The following is a 16,475-nucleotide window of genomic DNA, read 5'->3' as shown; positions in this document are numbered from 1 at the left end:
TCATGCCCGATCCTGCGGCGATCTCATGTTCAATCCCCAATTAATCAGGTCGATGCCGCCCGCGAACCGCTGGTTCGCCCGCGCGAGCGCATATTTTTTTGCATAAGCGCGCGTCACTTTGTCGTCGTCATCTACGCGCATTTCCGCACTTTGCAAACGAAGTGCGCGTAGCTGCCGCAAACCCCGCCGAACCCCGCTGCCACGGGCCTCGAAAGCCCATTTTGGGGGTAGTGCATTGCGCGAACGAACGCGCTAAATTCGGCTGCGCTGTCGTATCGGGAGCCGTAATTGGACTCGCAAAACAAGAACTTGCAAAACAAACCAGGCAACGATGACTGGATCGCGCGCAGCCTGCGCGCCGTCTGGCACCCTTGCACCCAGATGAAACACCACGAGCGTCTGCCGCTCGTCGCCGTCTCGCGCGGTGAAGGCCCGTGGCTCTACGACCACGAAGGCCGGCGCTATCTCGACGCGATCAGCTCGTGGTGGGTGAATCTGTTCGGCCATGCCAATCCGGCCATCAACGCCGCGCTCAAGGCGCAGCTGGACATGCTCGAGCACGTGATGCTCGCGGGCTGCACGCACGAGCCCGCCGTCGAACTGGCGGAACATCTCCAGGCGCTCACCGACAATGTGCTCGGCCACGCGTTCTTCGCTTCGGACGGCGCGTCGGCGGTCGAGATCGCGCTGAAGATGAGCTTCCACGCCTGGCGTAATCAGGGCGCGAGCGACAAGCGCGAATTCGTCTGCCTCGCCAACAGCTATCACGGCGAGACCATCGGCGCGCTCGGCGTGACGGATGTGAAGCTCTTCAGGGATGCTTACGATCCGCTGCTCACGCACGCGCACGTAGTCGGTTCGCCCGACGCGCGCCTCGCGCGCGAAGGCGAAAGCGCCGCCGATGTCGCCCGCCGCGCGCTCGCCGATGTCGAAAAACTCTTCGCCGAACGCGAAGGCCGTATCGCCGCGCTGATCGTCGAGCCGCTGGTGCAGTGCGCCGCCGGCATGGCGATGCATGATCCCTCGTATCTGCGCGGCCTGCGCGCGCTGTGCGACCAGTACAAGGTGCACCTGATCGCCGATGAAATCGCCGTCGGCTGCGGGCGCACCGGCACGTTTTTCGCCTGCGAGCTGGCCGGCATCTGGCCCGATCTGCTGACGCTCTCGAAGGGCATCAGCGGCGGCTATCTGCCTTTGTCGATCGTGCTTTCGCGCGACGAAATCTACGCGGCGTTCTACGACGACGACACCACGCGCGGCTTCCTGCATTCGCACTCGTACACCGGCAATCCGCTCGCGTGCCGCGCGGCGCTCGCCACGCTCGACCTGTTCGCGCGCGAAGGCGTGCTGGAGTCGAACGCGCGCAAATCCGCGCAACTGCGCGCGGCGTTCGCGCCGCTCGAAACGCATCCGCTCGTGCGCAATCTGCGCCAGTGCGGCACGATTCTCGCGTTCGACGTGGCGCTCGACGATCCCGCACGCGCGAGCACGTTCTCGCGCCGCTTCTTCGAAAACGCCTTGCAGCGCGAGTTGCTGTTGCGCCCGATCGGCACCACGGTCTACGTGATGCCGCCATATATTCTGGACACCGAAACGCAGGCGCTGCTCGCGGCGCGCACGCGCGAGACTTTCGACGCGACCGTCGCGGAGGACCTCTGATGCATTTGCTGGACACGCTCGAAGCGAGCCTGCGCGAGATCGACGCGCACGGCCTGCGCCGCCGCCGCCGCACCATCGATACGCCGTGCGACGCGCACATGACCGTCGATGGCCGCGAGACGATCGGCTTCGCGAGCAACGATTACCTGGGCCTCGCCGCCCATCCGCAACTGGTTGCCGCGCTGGCCGAAGGCGCGCAGCGCTACGGCGCGGGCAGCGGCGGCTCGCATCTGCTGGGCGGCCATTCGCGCGCGCACGCGCGACTCGAAGACGATCTGGCCGCGTTTGCGGGCGGTTTCGTCGACGCGCCGCGCGCGCTGTATTTCAGCACCGGCTATATGGCGAACCTCGCCGTGCTCACCGCGCTCGCGGGCCGCGGCACGACGATCTTTTCCGATTCGCTGAACCACGCTTCGCTGATCGACGGCGCACGTCTGTCGCGCGCCGAAATCCAGATCTATCCGCATTCGGATATGGACGCGCTCAGCGCGATGCTCGACGCCAGCGACGCTAGCGCCAAGCTGATCGTGAGCGACACCGTGTTCAGCATGGACGGCGATGTCGCGCCGCTCGCGCGTCTGGTCGAACTGGCGGAGCAACACGGCGCATGGCTGGTTGTCGACGATGCACACGGTCTGGGCGTGCTCGGCCCGCAAGGGCGCGGCGCGATTGCCGAAGCCGCGTTGCGCTCGCCGTATCTCGTGATGGTGGGCACGCTCGGCAAGGCGGCGGGCGTGTCGGGCGCATTCGTCTGCGCGCATGCCACTGTGATCGAATGGCTCGTGCAGCGCGCGCGTCCGTATATCTTCACGACGGCGTCGTCGCCGGCGGTGGCGCATGCGGTGTCTGCGAGCCTGCGCCTGATCGCCAGCGAAGAGGGCGACGCGCGGCGCGCGCATCTGAATCATCTGATCGCGCGCACGCGTGCGATGCTCAAGGCCACCTGCTGGATGCCGGTCGATTCGATCAGCGCCGTGCAGCCGCTCGTGATCGGCTCGAACGATGCGACGCTGGCGCTGCAGGCCACGCTCGAAAGCGATGGCCTGTGGGTGCCGGCCATTCGTCCGCCGACCGTGCCGGTGGGCACGTCGCGGCTGCGCATTTCGCTTTCGGCCGCGCATGCGGATGGCGATCTCGACCGACTCAACGAATCGCTGCAACGCGCAAGCCGCGCGGCACAGGAGGGCGCGTAATGAGCCAGGCCAAGGTTTCTTTCTTCGTCACCGGCACCGATACCGAGATCGGCAAGACCTTCGTGAGCGCGGCGCTCTTGCGCGGCCTCACGCACGCGGGCCTGCGCGCCGCGGCGCTCAAGCCGGTCGCGGCAGGCGCGTATGAACGCGACGGCGTCTGGCACAACGAAGACGCCGATCAGCTCGACGCCGCCGCCAGTGTGCTGCTGCCGCCCGACATGCGCACGCCTTTCCTGCTCAAGGAGCCGGCCGCGCCGCATATTGCCGCCGCGCTGGAAGGCGTGACGCTCGATATGGCGCGCATCGTCGATTGCCATCGCGCCGCCTGCGAGCGCGCCGATGCGGTCGTGGTCGAAGGCGTCGGCGGATTCCGCGTGCCGCTCACGCCGCGCGAGGATACGGCCGATCTGGCCGTCGCGCTCGGTCTGCCGGTCGTGCTGGTGGTCGGCATGCGGCTGGGCTGCATCAGCCACGCATTGCTCACGGCCGAAGCCGTTGCCGCGCGCGGGCTGAAGATCGCGGGCTGGGTCGCGAACCGCATCGACCCGAACATGACTTTCCCCGAGGAAAACATCGATACCTTGCGCACGCTGCTGGCGGCGCAATTCGACGCGCCGCTGCTCGGCGTCGTGCCGCATATGCGCGGCGCGAGCGCCGACGACGCGGCCGGACATCTGAACATCGATCTGTTGCTTGCACGCCTGTCCGCTGTGGCGGCGCGCTAAAAAAGCAGCAAGACGAAGCGAACAACACAGTCAAACGTCACGAAGGACTTCGACACCATGACGCAAACCCACATCGACCTCACCTCGCTGAAGGCCACCGCGCCGAGCGCCCACGCCGCCGCTGAAGACGCTGCACGCTGGAAAGTCGCCGACGTCGCGGCGCTTTACGAGCTGCCGTTCAACGACCTGATGTTCCGCGCCCAGCAGGTCCATCGCGAGCACTTCGACGCCAACGCCGTGCAGCTTTCCACGCTGCTGTCGATCAAGACCGGCGGCTGCGAGGAAGATTGCGCGTACTGCCCGCAGTCGTCGCATTACGAAACCGAACTCGAAGCCGGCAAGCTGATGGCGGTCGACGCCGTGCTCGACGCGGCCCGCGCCGCCAAGTCCAACGGCGCGACGCGCTTTTGCATGGGCGCGGCGTGGCGCAATCCGAAGGATCGCCACCTCGAGCCGATCAAGGACATGATCCGCGGCGTGAAGGCGATGGGTCTGGAAACCTGCGTGACGCTCGGCATGCTGGAAGATCACCAGGCGAAGGAACTCGCCGATGCGGGCCTCGACTACTACAACCACAACCTCGATACCTCGCCGGAGTACTACGGCAAGATCATCACCACGCGCACGTACGAAGACCGTCTGGAGACGCTCGAGCGCGTGCGCGACGCGGGCATCAACGTGTGCTGCGGCGGTATCGTCGGCATGGGCGAGTCGCGCCGCGAGCGCGCGGGCCTGATCGCGCAGCTGGCGAACATGGAGCCGTACCCGGAATCGGTGCCGATCAACAATCTCGTGCAGGTCACCGGCACGCCGCTCGAAGGCACGGAGCCGATCGATCCGTTCGAATTCGTGCGCACGATCGCGGTCGCGCGTATCACGATGCCCACGGCGATGGTGCGTCTGTCGGCGGGCCGCGAGCAGATGGACGACGCGCTGCAGGCAATGTGCTTCATGGCTGGCGCGAACTCGATTTTCTACGGCGACCAACTGCTGACGACCAGCAATCCGCAAGCCGAAGCCGACCGCAAGCTGCTGCAACGTCTGGGGATCTCGGCGCAGGCTGCGCAGCATCTGCCGTCGGACGATCATGGTCACGCGCATGGTCACGCGCATGGTCACGATCACTCGCACGGCGGCTGCGGCCACTGCGAATGAAGCGCGAATAAGCCTTCGTTTAAGGCCTGAAAGCAAAAACGCCACGCTGGTTGTCTCAGCGTGGCGTTTTTTATTGCGCTTTTAAAGCGTGCGCATCAAGCGTAAGCCGCGCGGCTGCGCCCCGCGAGCACGAGATAGCAAAGCGCGCCGATCACGAGCGAAGGCAGCGTCGCGCCCAGATTCGGCAGCCACTGGTTGAGTGCCTGATACGCGCCGAAGCCCACCACCCACGCGGCGAACGCGCTCACGTGCCAGCCGCCCGAGTAGCCGTAGACGCCGTTGATATCGGCGAGCGCCTGGGTGTCGATGCGGCGGCGGCGCACGATGAAGTGATCGGCGAGCACCACGCCAAACAGCGGCGCAAACACCGAGCCGATAAACAGCAGGAAGTTTTCGTACTTCGCCATCGGCACGATCAGGGCGATCAGCGTGCAGATCGCGCCGAACGCAGCCGAGAGAAACGGCACGCCCGCGCGCGTCCAGACCGTGCCGGTCGACACAGCCGCCGAGTGGATATCGGCGAAAGCGTTGTCGATTTCGTCGATCAGCACCAGCAGCAGCGCAAGGCCGCCACCGGCTTGCGCGAGCGCCGTGGTCAGCAGCGCATCGCCGCCACCGGCCGCGAGACCGTAGATCGCGCCCAGCGCGTAGAACCACAGATTCGCGATGCCATAGCCGAACAGCGTGCCGCGGAAGGTTTCGCCGGCTTTGCGGCCGAAGCGCGTGTAGTCCGCGATCAGCGGCAGCCACGAGAGCGGCATCGCGACCACGAGGTCGATGGCGCTGCCGAACGGCATGTCGCCGGTGCCGGGACGCTTCATCAGCGCGCCGATGTCGTGCTGCGCCAGCAGGCTCCACGTGAGCCAGGCGGCGCCCGCGAGCAGCAGCCAGATGCCCCAGGTGCGCAGGAAGCGGCGCACGAACGAGAGCGGGCCGCTCACGGCCAGCAGCGTCGCCAGCACGCCGAAGATCACGGTCCAGACCAGCGGCATCGAGAGATTGAAGGCCTGTTTGGCGAGCGCATCGGCGGAATCGCGCATCACGATGATCTCGAACGAGCCCCAGCCCACCAGCTGCACCATGTTGATGACGGCGGGCACCGAAGCGCCGCGAATGCCCAGCGTCGGGCGCAGCGAGGACATCGCGGCGAGACCCGTGTCCGTGCCGATCACGCCCGCGAGCGAGAGCAGCACCACGCCGATCACGCTGCCGATGCCGATGGCGAGCAGCGCGTGCGGCAGCGACAGGCCCGGCACGAGCAGGGCGCCCGCCTGCGCGACCAGCAGGCCGATGCCGAGGGAGAACCAGAGCGCGAAGGCGTCGCCGGTGCGGAACTGGCGGCGCGCGTCGGGCACCGGCACATTGGGCGCGTAGGCCGAACCGGCTTGCGTGTTTTCAGTCATGGGAAAAGCTGTCCTCTGCGTTGTCTATATTGAATCTGTATTGAATTCGTATGGTGTGCGTAGGGTTCACGCAAAGTTCGAGCTGACCCCAGACATCGCGCGGCGGCGCGGACTGTCATAATGCACGACTACATCCGGCGCGGCGGGCCGTTTTCAGGGGCGCGAACAGGCTGTTCATGGCGCTGCCCAGACCCACCCGCCGGAAAAGCCGACATTATCGCGAAAACGACATGTTTGAAGAAACCCGTGGCAACGTTCCGCTCGCCGAACGGTTGCGTCCGCGCACCATCGACGAAGTCATCGGCCAGAAGCATCTGCTTGGGCCCAACAAGCCGCTGCGCGTCGCCTTCGAGTCGGGCGAGGCGCATTCGATGATCCTGTGGGGGCCGCCGGGCGTGGGCAAGACCACGCTCGCGCGCCTCATGGCCGACGCGTTCCACGCCGAATTCATCGCGCTTTCCGCCGTGCTGTCGGGCGTGAAGGATATCCGCGAGGCCGTCGAGCAGGCGCAGATGCACCGCGCGCATGGGCATCAGACGCTGGTGTTCGTCGACGAGGTGCATCGCTTCAACAAGAGCCAGCAGGACGCCTTCCTGCCGCACGTGGAGTCGGGCCTGTTCGTGTTTATCGGCGCGACCACGGAAAATCCGTCGTTCGAGGTGAACAGCGCCTTGCTCTCGCGCGCGGCGGTCTACGTGCTGCGCAGTCTCGACGAAGACGAGCAGGGCGAACTGCTCGCGCGCGCCGCGCAAGAACTGGGCGGTCTGACGTTCACCGACGAAGCGAAAGCCGCGCTGATCGGTTCCGCCGATGGCGACGGGCGCAAGCTGCTCAACAATCTGGAGATCGTCGCGCGTGCGGCGGCCCAGCAGAAAAAGACCGAAATCGACGGCGAACTGCTCGGCAGCGCGCTCGCCGAGAATCTGCGCCGCTTCGACAAAGGCGGCGACGCCTTCTACGACCAGATCAGCGCGCTGCATAAATCGGTGCGCGGCAGTAACCCGGACGGCGCGCTCTACTGGTTCTGCCGCATGCTCGACGGCGGCGCCGACCCGCGCTATCTGGCGCGCCGCATCGTGCGCATGGCGTGGGAAGACATCGGTCTGGCCGATCCGCGCGCGGCGCGCATCACGCTCGACGCTTCGGAAACCTACGAGCGGCTGGGCTCGCCCGAAGGCGAACTGGCGCTCGCGCAGGCCGTGATCTATCTGGCCGTCGCGCCCAAGTCGAACGCCGGCTACAACGCCTATAACGAGGCGCGTCGCTTTGTCGGCAAGGACCAGTCGCGCGCGGTGCCGATCCATCTGCGCAACGCGCCCACCAAACTCATGAAGGAACTGGGCTACGGCCACGAGTACCGCTACGCGCACGACGAACCGGACGCCTATGCCGCCGGCGAGACCTATATTCCCGATGGCATGCGCGAGCCGAACTGGTATCGGCCCACGCCGCGCGGGCTCGAGGGCAAGATCGGCGAGAAGCTTGCGCGGCTGGCTGAGCTCGACGCGCAATGGCGCGAGGAGCATCGCGACGAAATCCGCGAGCGCAAGCGCAAAGGTTAGCGGCGGGCTGACGGCGGCAGCCTAAAACCGCCACGGCGCACGGGCCGCCCGCGCCGGTGCGCTAAAATCGACACTTCACACAACGAAACTGCGTCTCACAATCCCATGCTCGACATCCAGCTGCTGCGCAAAGACCTCGACGGCGTCGCCAAGCGCCTCGCCGACCGCGGCTACACCCTCGACGTCGCGGCTTTCTCCGCGCTCGAAGCGGAACGCCGTGACATCCAGACCCGCACCGAAGAACTCCAGGCACGCCGCAACAGCCTGTCGAAGCAGATCGGCGCGATGAAGGGCCGCGGCGAGGACACCTCGGCGGTCATGGCCGAAGTGGGCGGCATCGGCGACGAAATGAAGGCGTCGGCCGCCAAGCTCGACGAGATCCAGGCGAAGCTCTCGGATCTGCTGCTCGGCGTGCCGAACCTGCCGCACGAAAGCGTGCCGCTGGGCCGCGACGAATCCGGCAATATGGAAGTGCGCCGCTGGGGCACGCCGCGCACGTTCGAATTCGAAGTGAAGGATCACGTCGATGTCGGCACGCCGCTGGGTCTGGACTTCGAGACGGGCGCGAAGCTCTCGGGCGCGCGCTTCACGATGCTGCGCGGCCAGATCGCGCGCCTGCATCGCGCGCTCGCGCAGTTCATGATCGACACGCACACGCTCAATCACGGCTACACGGAAACCTACACGCCGTACATCGTGAACCCGGAAATCCTCTACGGCACGGGCCAGCTGCCCAAGTTCGCCGAGGACATGTTCCGCGTGGAGAAGGGCGGCGCGGAAAACACCGTCACGCAATATCTGATCTCGACGTCGGAAATTTCGCTGACGAACACGGTGCGCGAAAGCATCGTCGAAGGCAACGCGCTGCCGATCAAGCTGACCGCGCATTCGCCGTGCTTCCGCTCGGAAGCGGGCTCGTATGGCCGCGACACGCGCGGCATGATCCGCCAGCATCAGTTCGACAAGGTCGAAATGGTGCAGATCACGTCGCCGGAAACGTCGTACAACGCGCTCGAAGAGATGGTCGTCCACGCCGAGACGATTCTCCAGAAGCTCGGCCTGCCGTATCGCCTGATGTCGCTGTGCACGGGCGACATGGGCTTCTCGGCCGCCAAGACCTACGACCTCGAAGTCTGGCTGCCGGCGCAGAACACGTATCGCGAAATTTCGAGCTGCTCGAATACCGAAGCGTTCCAGGCGCGCCGCATGCAGGCGCGCTTCCGCAACGCCCAGGGCAAGCCGGAACTCGTGCACACGCTCAACGGTTCGGGTCTGGCCGTGGGCCGCACGCTGGTGGCCGTGCTGGAGAACTATCAGGAAGCCGATGGCTCGATCACCGTGCCCGAAGCGCTGCGTCCGTATATGAACGGTGTGGCTCGCCTGTCGGTGGCTGGCTAAGGTTCAGATCGGTTGCGAAGGTTGCTGGAACAAGGATTGCGCAGCCCTCGAAATTTTTTTCGAAAAAGGGCTTGCAAGATCTGATTTATGTTCTATAATCTTCGCTTCTCCGGTCGACGACCAAGACCGAAGAAGCAGTAACCAGCAGTACCCCGGAGAGGTGGCAGAGTGGTCGAATGTACCTGACTCGAAATCAGGCGTACGGTAACCCCGTACCGTGGGTTCGAATCCCACCCTCTCCGCCAAATTTAGAAAACCCCGTAAGCCGCAAGGCCTACGGGGTTTTTGCTTTTCAGCGCCTGTTTTCAGGCGCTTTTGCACACATTTGCATTCACGCGCCATCAGCCCGGCACATGTCCGCGCCGTTCCAGCGAACGCATGAAGGTGCCCGAAATCGCCGAGGCGCCGTGATGAACGATCTTCTCGTCGATCAGCGCCCACACGCTCATTCCGGCTGCCCGCACGCGCTGGCAGAACGACAGATCCTCCGAGAGATACACGCCTTTTTCGCCGACGGTGTCGAAGAACGCGTAGAAGCGCCCGTCGGGCAGATAGCCGGCGTATTGCGCAGGCGGCCGGTAAAGCTGCGTGAGCGGCGCCATCGCCTCCATGGCGTCGCGGCGCACGAGAAAAATACCCGTGCCGATGTGGTTCACCTCGACCCAGCCCTGATCGACGCTGCTATTGCCGTTCGCATCGGTGCGGATCGCCGTGTTGTAGTCCACGGTCTTTTCCTGCCACTCGCGCAGCGAGAGGCCCGCGTCGTCGGCCGTGATCTTCTTTTCCACGTCGAAGTAGCGATACGGGCAGGCGATGCCCGCTACCGGCTTGTCGCCGGCCAGCAGGCGCGGAATGGCCTCGCGCGAGAAGTCCATGTCGGTGTCGAGGAACAACACGTGCGTGAATTGCGGATGGCTCAGGAAATAGTTTGCAAAGAAGTTGCGCGCGCGGATGATGTGCGACGACGCCGTATGGATGTACTCGAAGCCGATGCCGCGCGCCTTGAAGGTTTCCATCAGGCCGGCCAGCGCCATGGCGAAGTCGAAGTGCACCGAGTTGTCGTAGGTCGGCAGCGCGATGAGGATGTTCAGCGGCGCTTGAACCGGCGCGGCGATGCCGGCATCGGCGCTGGAAGAAAGGGGTAAGGAAGAGGGCGATTGGGTCATGATCTGGCGTTCTGCTCACGTCGTTGTAAGATATTTCCCATTCTTGTTGCCGGTTTGCGCCCGGACAATCGGACGTATCTGAATATTCGCGGTCCGGCCCGCGCGGGTCGCCCGGTACAATGGCGCCTTCGAGCGGCGCTCCCATGAATTCGCGGCGAGGCGCTACGCGCGCCGTCGCGCCCACTTTGGTTCTCAGATGGCTATCACCTACAAATCCGCCGACGACATCGAGCGTCTGCGCATTTCCGGCCGGCTTGCCGCCGATGTGCTCGCCATGATCGGCGAACACGTCAAGCCCGGCGTCTCCACCGACGATCTCGACGCAATCTGCAACGACTACATCGTCAAGACGCTCAAGGCGGTGCCCGCCAACGTCGGCTACCTCGGCTTTCCCAAGACGATCTGCACCTCGGTCAATTCCGTGGTCTGCCACGGCATTCCGAGCCGCAACGAGGTGCTCAAGGACGGCGACATCATCAACATCGACGTGGCCGTGATCAAGGACGGCTATTTCGGCGACACGAGCCGCATGTACGCGGTCGGCACGCCGAGCTCGGTGGGCCGTCAACTGATCGACACGACCTACGAGGCGATGCTCGCGGGCATCCGCGAAGTGAAGCCCGGCGCGACGCTCGGCGACGTCGGCCACGCGATCCAGAAGCGCGCGCAGGCCGACGGCTTCTCGATCGTGCGCGAGTACTGCGGCCACGGCATCGGCAAGGTCTATCACGAAGAGCCGCAGGTGCTGCACTACGGCCAGCCGGGGCAGGGCGTGCGCCTGAAGCCCGGCATGGTCTTCACGATCGAACCGATGGTCAATGCGGGGCGTGCGGGCACGGCTGTGCAGCGCGACGGCTGGACCGTCGTGACGAAGGACCGCTCGCTGTCCGCGCAGTGGGAACACATGGTCGCCGTCACCGACGACGGCTACGAACTGCTCACGCCCTGGCCGGACGGCACAGGTGCGTACGAGGCTCCGTGAGTGACCTGAGCGGCGTGAGTGCCGCGATACAGCGGCCTGTGCGGCGCATCGACCAGTCTGTCAAGTCCTGCGCGCGCGGCGTGCACGGAACTTTTTTGTCAAATAAGGATTTGACTCTCTGGCCAGTTCGGTTAAAGCTACGCGTTAGTGCTTTATTGGGGTTTACGACTGCATGAGTCCGTCACTGACCGTTCGCCGTATCGTTGCCGATCAGGGTGCCGTGCTCCGCGAGCTTCGAACTGCTTCGCTGCGCGACGCACCTTACGCGTTCGGCGACTCGCTCGAAGACGCCTTGTCTGCCGATGCAGCCGTCTTTGACGCCGCGGCCGCCCGTCATGCGGATTCGCATACCGCCACCACGTTCATCCTCTACACGGAAGGCCATCCGGCCGGCCTGATCGGCGCGAACTTCGAGAGCGCGCCTGCGCGCCGGGCGTTCGTGTTCGCGTTGTGGGTGGCGCCGGCGGTGCGGCATCTGCGTGGCGGCGAGCTGCTCGTCAATGCGGCCATCGACTGGCTCGCGAGCGAAAATGCCACCCAGGTCTATGCGTGGGTGACCGATACCAACATCACCGCGATGCGTTTCTACGAGCGTCTCGGCTTTGTCGCCACCGGCGACCACGCGCGCAGCGCGCAGACGCCCGAGCAATGGGAAACGCTGCTGATGCGCGATCTCGCCGGTGCGGCGCCGCGTGCTTCGGCACAGTAGGCGCGCGGCATTTTTTTCGCGCTGATTCCCGCTTTGCCTCGCCGGGTTTTGCTGCCCTGATGCGCGCACCGCGCGTCATGCGGCGGCTTCTCCTGGCGGTTCGCACGCTGTTCCTTCATCATTCCCTTCGCTGCAGCATTTTGCGCCATTAAAAATAATGGCCGTGCGCGTCGACGCCTGTAAAATACGCAAAATTTTTCGCCGATCGCCATGTCGCCCAAGAAATCGCCATATTTTGAACTGAAGAGCGGTTCAGTCGATACGCTCCTGTTCGTCGTCAAAACGACGGAACTCGATGCGATGCGCGCCGAACTCACGCGGCGCTTCGAGGCGACGCCGGAGTTCTTCGCCAATGACACGGTAGCCATCGACCTGCGCCGTCTCGCCGATGGCGAGCAGGTTGCGCTGGGCGACATCGCGCGCCTGCTCGAAAGCGTGCGCATGCGCCCGATAGGCGTGGTGGCTCATCCCGAACAGCATGGCTGGGCCGCGGAAGCGGGCCTGCCGTTTCTCGAAGCGCGCGACAAGCGCGTGACGGGCGGCGCGGCCAAAGCCGAAGCGCAGATCGAAGAGATCGCCTCCGACGCCGCTGGTAAGTCTGCAGGCGCGCCCAGCGCCGCCACCCAACCCGAACTGTTCGACCAGGACACACTCGAGCGCGTGCCGCAAGCCGGCAACGACGATGCCGATGCCGACACGCGCGGCGGCGCGCCGCGCGAAGCCACGCTGGTGGTCGACCGTCCGCTGCGTTCGGGCCAGCGCGTCTACGCGAAGGGCGATCTGGTGGTGCTCGGCATGGTGTCGAATGGCGCGGAAGTGATCGCCGAAGGCAACATCCATATTTATGCGCCGTTGCGTGGCCGCGCCCTCGCGGGTGTGCACGGCAACCACGACGCACGCATTTTTTGCACGAGCCTCGAAGCGGAACTGATTTCGATTGCGGGCATCTACCGTACCACTGAAGTTCCTCTCTCAGACGACGTGCGTGGCAAGCCGGCGCAGATCCGGCTCGACGAAGAAAAGCTGTTGATCGAACCGTTGAGGCTCACCTGAGTCGCCGCTGACGCGTTGCGAACTGCGCGCGCGTGCGAGCGGCACGCGATGAGACCAAACTGGGAAACTGACGAACGCAAGGTAAGGGAATGGCAAAAATCATTGTGGTGACTTCGGGCAAGGGTGGCGTTGGCAAAACGACCACGAGCGCGAGTTTCGCATCGGGCCTCGCGTTGCGTGGCCATAAGACCGCGGTCATCGACTTCGACGTCGGCCTGCGCAATCTCGACCTGATCATGGGTTGCGAGCGCCGCGTCGTGTACGACCTGATCAACGTGATCCAGGGTGAAGCGAACCTGAACCAGGCGCTCATCAAGGACAAGAAGTGCGAAAACCTCTTCATCCTGCCGGCCTCGCAGACGCGCGACAAAGACGCGCTGACGAAGGAAGGCGTGGAGAAGGTGATCGAAGACCTGCGCAAGATGGACTTCGAATACATCGTCTGCGATTCGCCGGCGGGTATCGAATCGGGCGCGATGCTGGCGATGCATTTCGCCGACGAAGCGCTGATCGTGACGAATCCGGAAGTGTCGTCGGTGCGCGACTCGGACCGCATTCTGGGCATGCTGTCGTCGAAGACCAAGCGCGCGATCGACGGCAAGGACCCGATCAAGGAACATCTGCTCATTACGCGCTACAGCCCGAAACGCGTGAACGAAGGCGAAATGCTTTCGCTCGCCGATATCTCGGAAATCCTGCGCATCGAGCTGATCGGCGTGATTCCGGAATCGGAAGCGGTGCTGCACGCATCGAACCAGGGCCTGCCCGCCGTTCATCTGGACGGCACCGACGTCGCCGAAGCCTATAAGGACGTCGTTGCGCGCTTTCTCGGCGAAGACAAGACGCTTCGCTTCACCGATTACCAGAAACCGGGGCTCCTGCAGCGCCTGTTCGGTAGCAAGTAAGGGAGGCGCACGTCATGTCGTTTCTTTCGTTTTTTATCGGCGAGAAGAAGAAGTCCGCCTCGGTAGCGAAGGAACGCCTGCAGCTCATCATCGCTCACGAGCGCGCAGGCGGTCACCCGCCCGCCGATTATCTGCCGGCCCTGCAACGCGAACTGGTTGCGGTGATCTCGAAGTACGTGAAGATCTCCGATGAAGACATCCGCGTGAGCCTGGAGCGTCAGGACGATCTCGAAGTGCTCGAGGTCAAGATCGAAATTCCGCAGGCCTGAGCCTCGCGGCGAGCGCGGCGCCGATGTTTCCGGTGCGCCGCGTTCCTGCGCTGCGCGCGTTCCCGCCTTCGTTCGAAGGCCCGCGCGCAGCATTCCTTACCTTACCGAAATATTCAGTTTCACTTGACCCGCAGCGGTTACACGGCCGTTGTCAGCCCAGGTGCGCGCTCGCGCATTGATCGGGTAACGCCACTGATGGCGTCCAACTCGAAGGGTGATCAACATGAATAATTCCATCCGCCTGCTGATTGCGAAGGCCGCTATCGTCGCTGCCGGCACGTGCGCCGTCGCCGCTCCCGCTTTCGCTGAAATCGTCGTGGTCGAGCCGAGCGCGCCGCCGCCCGTCGAGCGCGTCGAAGTTGTGCCCGCACCGCGTGTCGGCTATGCCTGGGACAAGGGCCACTGGCGCTGGGACCACGGCCGCTATGTGTGGATCGCCGGCCACTGGCAGGCCGAGCGCGTCGGCTATCACTGGGTACCGGGCCACTGGATCGCACACGGCCCGAACTGGCGCTGGGTCGAAGGGCACTGGGCCGCTTGAGTTCGAGATCGCTTGAGATCGCTTGAATCCGCTTGAGCGTGCATAAGCGGTTCCATCGGCAAGGAGAAACACCATGAGCAGAAAACTGCTCGCTGCGGCGGCGCTGGCCATCGTGCTGGCGGGTTGCGTCGTCGTTCCGGCGCGGCCGATGTATATGCGGCCCGCGCCCGTCGTGATCTATTGATTCTGGTGCAAGGCGCGCTGGCGTAGATCAGCCATGCCACACCCGGCCCGGCGCATGTTGGCGGTTCGAGCAATCGGCTGTCGACATGTCGCCGGGCTTTTTTTCGTCCTCGCCAAAGCGGGGTCCGATGAAATACGCAAACGTTCGCAGATTTCGCCTCTGACGGACGCCCCGGTCCGCTAAAATCTCGGGAAAAATGCCGGCAAATCATCGAAATCGGATCTCGCGGTCCGCAGCACAATGAAACGAGTTTTGATAGTCAAGGTGACCTCGCTTGGCGATGTCGTCGAGGCCCTTCCCGTCGTGGCCGATGTCCAGCGCAAATTCCCCGGCGCCAAGGTCGATTGGGCCGTGGACGACGCTTTCGCGGAGATCGTGCACTGGAATGCGGGGATCGACCGCGTGCTCTGCGCGCCGCTGCGCCGCTTCAAGAAGGCGCGCCGCTGGAGCGATTTCAAGGCGATCTGGGATTCGATCGCCGAACTGCGCGCCGAACGTTACGACGCCATCATCGATATTCACGGCGTCTACAAGAGCGCGATCATCGCCTTCATTGCGCGCGGCAAGCGGCGTTTTGGCTATCTCGCGCAGGATCTGGGCGAGCAGGGCGCGGCGTTCGCGTACAACGGCCGTTTCGGGCCGCGTCCGAAGTGCGATGCGTGGCTGGGCATGCGCATCAGCACGGGCGAGGCGCTCGGCTACACCATCGATACGCCGCCCGATTTCCAGATGCGCATTCCGCGCGACGGCAACGCGCTGCCCGCGCCCGACGCGCCCACCGCGCTGATCTTCCACGCGACGTCGAAGGAAGAGAAAAAATGGCCGGTCGAGCACTGGGGCGAGCTGTGCAATGAACTCGTCAAGCGCGGCCTGCGTATCGAGCTGCCGTGGGGCTCGGATGCCGAACACGAGACGGCGAAGCAGATCGCCGCGCTCGTGCCCGGCGCGACGATCCTGCCGCGCCTGAGTGTGACGCAGGTGGCGCAGCGCATCGAAGACAGCGCGCTCGTGGTGGGCACGGACACCGGCTTCGTGCATCTGGGCCACGCGCTGCTCAAGCCTACGGTGATGATCTTTATCGCGACCAACGCCGAGCATCTGGGCGTGCGCGCGCCCAACCGCTCGATTTCGATCGGCGACGGCCATCACGTGCCGCCGGTTTCCGTGGCGCTCGATGCGGTCGATCGCGTGTATCCCGCGCGTACCGGCGACGACGCACAAGGACCGCTCGATTCGGTGCATTGATCGGCTCGAATCGCTATTCGTACGCCGAACGGCCCGCTCGTCTGATGCAGACGGCGGGCCGTTTTCTTTGGGCACGAGCGATCTCTAAGTGCTTGCTCGTGCAGTCACTCGCGCCGTAACTCGCGCCGTAACTCGATTACGAAGTTGTTAAAAGTGTCGCCGTTGCGTGCAGCATGCGGCGTGAATAGCTCGTAGCGGCGGGCTGGCGCGCGCGGGCTGTAACACAGGCCACACTGCTGCTTACAAATTGCAACGCCTCAGGGGATCGCCGTCGTGTTCAATCTGAACTGTCCGCAGCCCGCAACGCCAATCACGGCCGGGCAGGA

15 protein-coding genes and 1 tRNA gene are annotated in these 16,475 nt (G+C 64.6%); 14 read left to right on the top strand and 2 right to left on the bottom strand.

Annotated features, from left to right (window positions below):
- Positions 1-309 precede the first annotated feature (309 nt).
- Genes bioA through bioB form a run of 4 tightly spaced genes read left to right on the top strand, consistent with a single transcriptional unit; the run spans position 310 to position 4,732 of the window.
- A complete protein-coding gene (gene bioA, locus U5A67_RS27500) occupies positions 310-1,659 on the top strand; it encodes an adenosylmethionine--8-amino-7-oxononanoate transaminase (protein ID WP_321816777.1) in 1,350 nt (449 codons plus the stop codon).
- Positions 1,659-2,852 carry an 8-amino-7-oxononanoate synthase gene (gene bioF / locus U5A67_RS27495; protein WP_321816778.1) on the top strand — a complete coding sequence of 398 codons (1,194 nt, stop codon included), beginning with the start codon at positions 1,659-1,661 and terminating at the stop codon, positions 2,850-2,852. The genes bioA and bioF overlap by 1 nt, the downstream gene beginning before the upstream one ends.
- On the top strand, positions 2,852-3,577 hold the full coding sequence (gene bioD / locus U5A67_RS27490; RefSeq protein WP_205984707.1) for a dethiobiotin synthase: 726 nt from the start codon (positions 2,852-2,854) through the stop codon (positions 3,575-3,577). Before bioF ends, bioD begins: the two co-directional genes overlap by 1 nt.
- 57 nt (positions 3,578-3,634) lie before the next feature.
- On the top strand, positions 3,635-4,732 hold the full coding sequence (bioB, locus tag U5A67_RS27485) for a biotin synthase BioB (RefSeq protein ID WP_321816779.1): 1,098 nt from the start codon (positions 3,635-3,637) through the stop codon (positions 4,730-4,732).
- A gap of 95 nt (positions 4,733-4,827) precedes the next feature.
- Here bioB and cytX read toward each other — a convergent pair whose 3' ends face one another.
- Positions 4,828-6,135, bottom strand: a complete 1,308-nt coding sequence (gene cytX, locus U5A67_RS27480; RefSeq protein ID WP_321816780.1) for a putative hydroxymethylpyrimidine transporter CytX — start codon at positions 6,133-6,135, stop codon at positions 4,828-4,830.
- Positions 6,136-6,365: 230 nt separating this feature from the next.
- On the opposite strand from cytX, the gene U5A67_RS27475 reads away from it, so the two are divergent.
- From U5A67_RS27475 to U5A67_RS27465, 3 genes are all read left to right on the top strand, one after another.
- Positions 6,366-7,697 (top strand): replication-associated recombination protein A, encoded by a 1,332-nt coding sequence (locus U5A67_RS27475; protein WP_205984710.1) that lies wholly within the window; start codon positions 6,366-6,368, stop codon positions 7,695-7,697.
- A 105-nt stretch (positions 7,698-7,802) separates the two neighbouring features.
- Positions 7,803-9,095: a serine--tRNA ligase gene (gene serS / locus U5A67_RS27470; RefSeq protein WP_321816781.1), complete on the top strand. Its 1,293-nt coding sequence runs from the start codon at positions 7,803-7,805 to the stop codon at positions 9,093-9,095.
- A gap of 154 nt (positions 9,096-9,249) precedes the next feature.
- Positions 9,250-9,340, top strand: a tRNA-Ser gene (locus U5A67_RS27465).
- Positions 9,341-9,436: 96 nt separating this feature from the next.
- Here the strand turns inward: U5A67_RS27465 and U5A67_RS27460 are convergent.
- Positions 9,437-10,261 (bottom strand): hypothetical protein, encoded by an 825-nt coding sequence (locus U5A67_RS27460; protein ID WP_321816782.1) that lies wholly within the window; start codon positions 10,259-10,261, stop codon positions 9,437-9,439.
- Between the two features lie 196 nt (positions 10,262-10,457).
- Here U5A67_RS27460 and map point away from each other — a divergent pair, with 196 nt between their 5' ends.
- The 7 genes from map to waaC all read left to right on the top strand — a co-directional run bounded on the left by map (position 10,458) and on the right by waaC (position 16,149).
- Positions 10,458-11,243 (top strand): type I methionyl aminopeptidase, encoded by a 786-nt coding sequence (map, locus tag U5A67_RS27455; protein ID WP_205984712.1) that lies wholly within the window; start codon positions 10,458-10,460, stop codon positions 11,241-11,243.
- A 172-nt stretch (positions 11,244-11,415) separates the two neighbouring features.
- A complete protein-coding gene (locus tag U5A67_RS27450; protein ID WP_205984713.1) occupies positions 11,416-11,952 on the top strand; it encodes a GNAT family N-acetyltransferase in 537 nt (178 codons plus the stop codon).
- A 210-nt stretch (positions 11,953-12,162) separates the two neighbouring features.
- The gene (minC, locus tag U5A67_RS27445; RefSeq protein WP_321816783.1) at positions 12,163-13,005 is read left to right on the top strand and encodes a septum site-determining protein MinC; all 843 of its coding nucleotides are present in this window, start codon (positions 12,163-12,165) and stop codon (positions 13,003-13,005) included.
- An 89-nt stretch (positions 13,006-13,094) separates the two neighbouring features.
- On the top strand, positions 13,095-13,910 hold the full coding sequence (gene minD, locus U5A67_RS27440) for a septum site-determining protein MinD (protein WP_205984715.1): 816 nt from the start codon (positions 13,095-13,097) through the stop codon (positions 13,908-13,910).
- Between the two features lie 14 nt (positions 13,911-13,924).
- A complete protein-coding gene (gene minE / locus U5A67_RS27435; RefSeq protein WP_205984716.1) occupies positions 13,925-14,179 on the top strand; it encodes a cell division topological specificity factor MinE in 255 nt (84 codons plus the stop codon).
- Positions 14,180-14,402: 223 nt separating this feature from the next.
- Positions 14,403-14,720, top strand: a complete 318-nt coding sequence (locus U5A67_RS27430) for a YXWGXW repeat-containing protein (protein ID WP_205984717.1) — start codon at positions 14,403-14,405, stop codon at positions 14,718-14,720.
- A gap of 424 nt (positions 14,721-15,144) precedes the next feature.
- Positions 15,145-16,149 (top strand): lipopolysaccharide heptosyltransferase I, encoded by a 1,005-nt coding sequence (gene waaC / locus U5A67_RS27425; RefSeq protein ID WP_321816784.1) that lies wholly within the window; start codon positions 15,145-15,147, stop codon positions 16,147-16,149.
- Positions 16,150-16,475: the final 326 nt, after the last annotated feature.

It is taken from the genome of Paraburkholderia sp. J69-1 (assembly GCF_905220255.1).
Classification (GTDB): Bacteria; Pseudomonadota; Gammaproteobacteria; order Burkholderiales; family Burkholderiaceae; genus Paraburkholderia.
Note: the sequence above shows the minus strand (reverse complement) of the source record. Positions and strands in the feature narration are given on the sequence as shown.

Excerpts from the sequence above, each read along its gene's own strand:
- bioF (WP_321816778.1), top strand. The coding sequence starts at position 1,659 with ATGCATTTGCTGGACACGCTCGAAGCGAGCCTGCGCGAGATCGACGCG.
- bioD (WP_205984707.1), top strand. The coding sequence starts at position 2,852 with ATGAGCCAGGCCAAGGTTTCTTTCTTCGTCACCGGCACCGATACCGAG.
- bioB (WP_321816779.1), top strand. The coding sequence starts at position 3,635 with ATGACGCAAACCCACATCGACCTCACCTCGCTGAAGGCCACCGCGCCG.
- cytX (WP_321816780.1), bottom strand. The coding sequence starts at position 6,135 with ATGACTGAAAACACGCAAGCCGGTTCGGCCTACGCGCCCAATGTGCCG.
- U5A67_RS27475 (WP_205984710.1), top strand. The coding sequence starts at position 6,366 with ATGTTTGAAGAAACCCGTGGCAACGTTCCGCTCGCCGAACGGTTGCGT.
- serS (WP_321816781.1), top strand. The coding sequence starts at position 7,803 with ATGCTCGACATCCAGCTGCTGCGCAAAGACCTCGACGGCGTCGCCAAG.
- U5A67_RS27460 (WP_321816782.1), bottom strand. The coding sequence starts at position 10,261 with ATGACCCAATCGCCCTCTTCCTTACCCCTTTCTTCCAGCGCCGATGCC.
- map (WP_205984712.1), top strand. The coding sequence starts at position 10,458 with ATGGCTATCACCTACAAATCCGCCGACGACATCGAGCGTCTGCGCATT.
- U5A67_RS27450 (WP_205984713.1), top strand. The coding sequence starts at position 11,416 with ATGAGTCCGTCACTGACCGTTCGCCGTATCGTTGCCGATCAGGGTGCC.
- minC (WP_321816783.1), top strand. The coding sequence starts at position 12,163 with ATGTCGCCCAAGAAATCGCCATATTTTGAACTGAAGAGCGGTTCAGTC.
- minD (WP_205984715.1), top strand. The coding sequence starts at position 13,095 with ATGGCAAAAATCATTGTGGTGACTTCGGGCAAGGGTGGCGTTGGCAAA.
- minE (WP_205984716.1), top strand. The coding sequence starts at position 13,925 with ATGTCGTTTCTTTCGTTTTTTATCGGCGAGAAGAAGAAGTCCGCCTCG.
- U5A67_RS27430 (WP_205984717.1), top strand. The coding sequence starts at position 14,403 with ATGAATAATTCCATCCGCCTGCTGATTGCGAAGGCCGCTATCGTCGCT.
- waaC (WP_321816784.1), top strand. The coding sequence starts at position 15,145 with ATGAAACGAGTTTTGATAGTCAAGGTGACCTCGCTTGGCGATGTCGTC.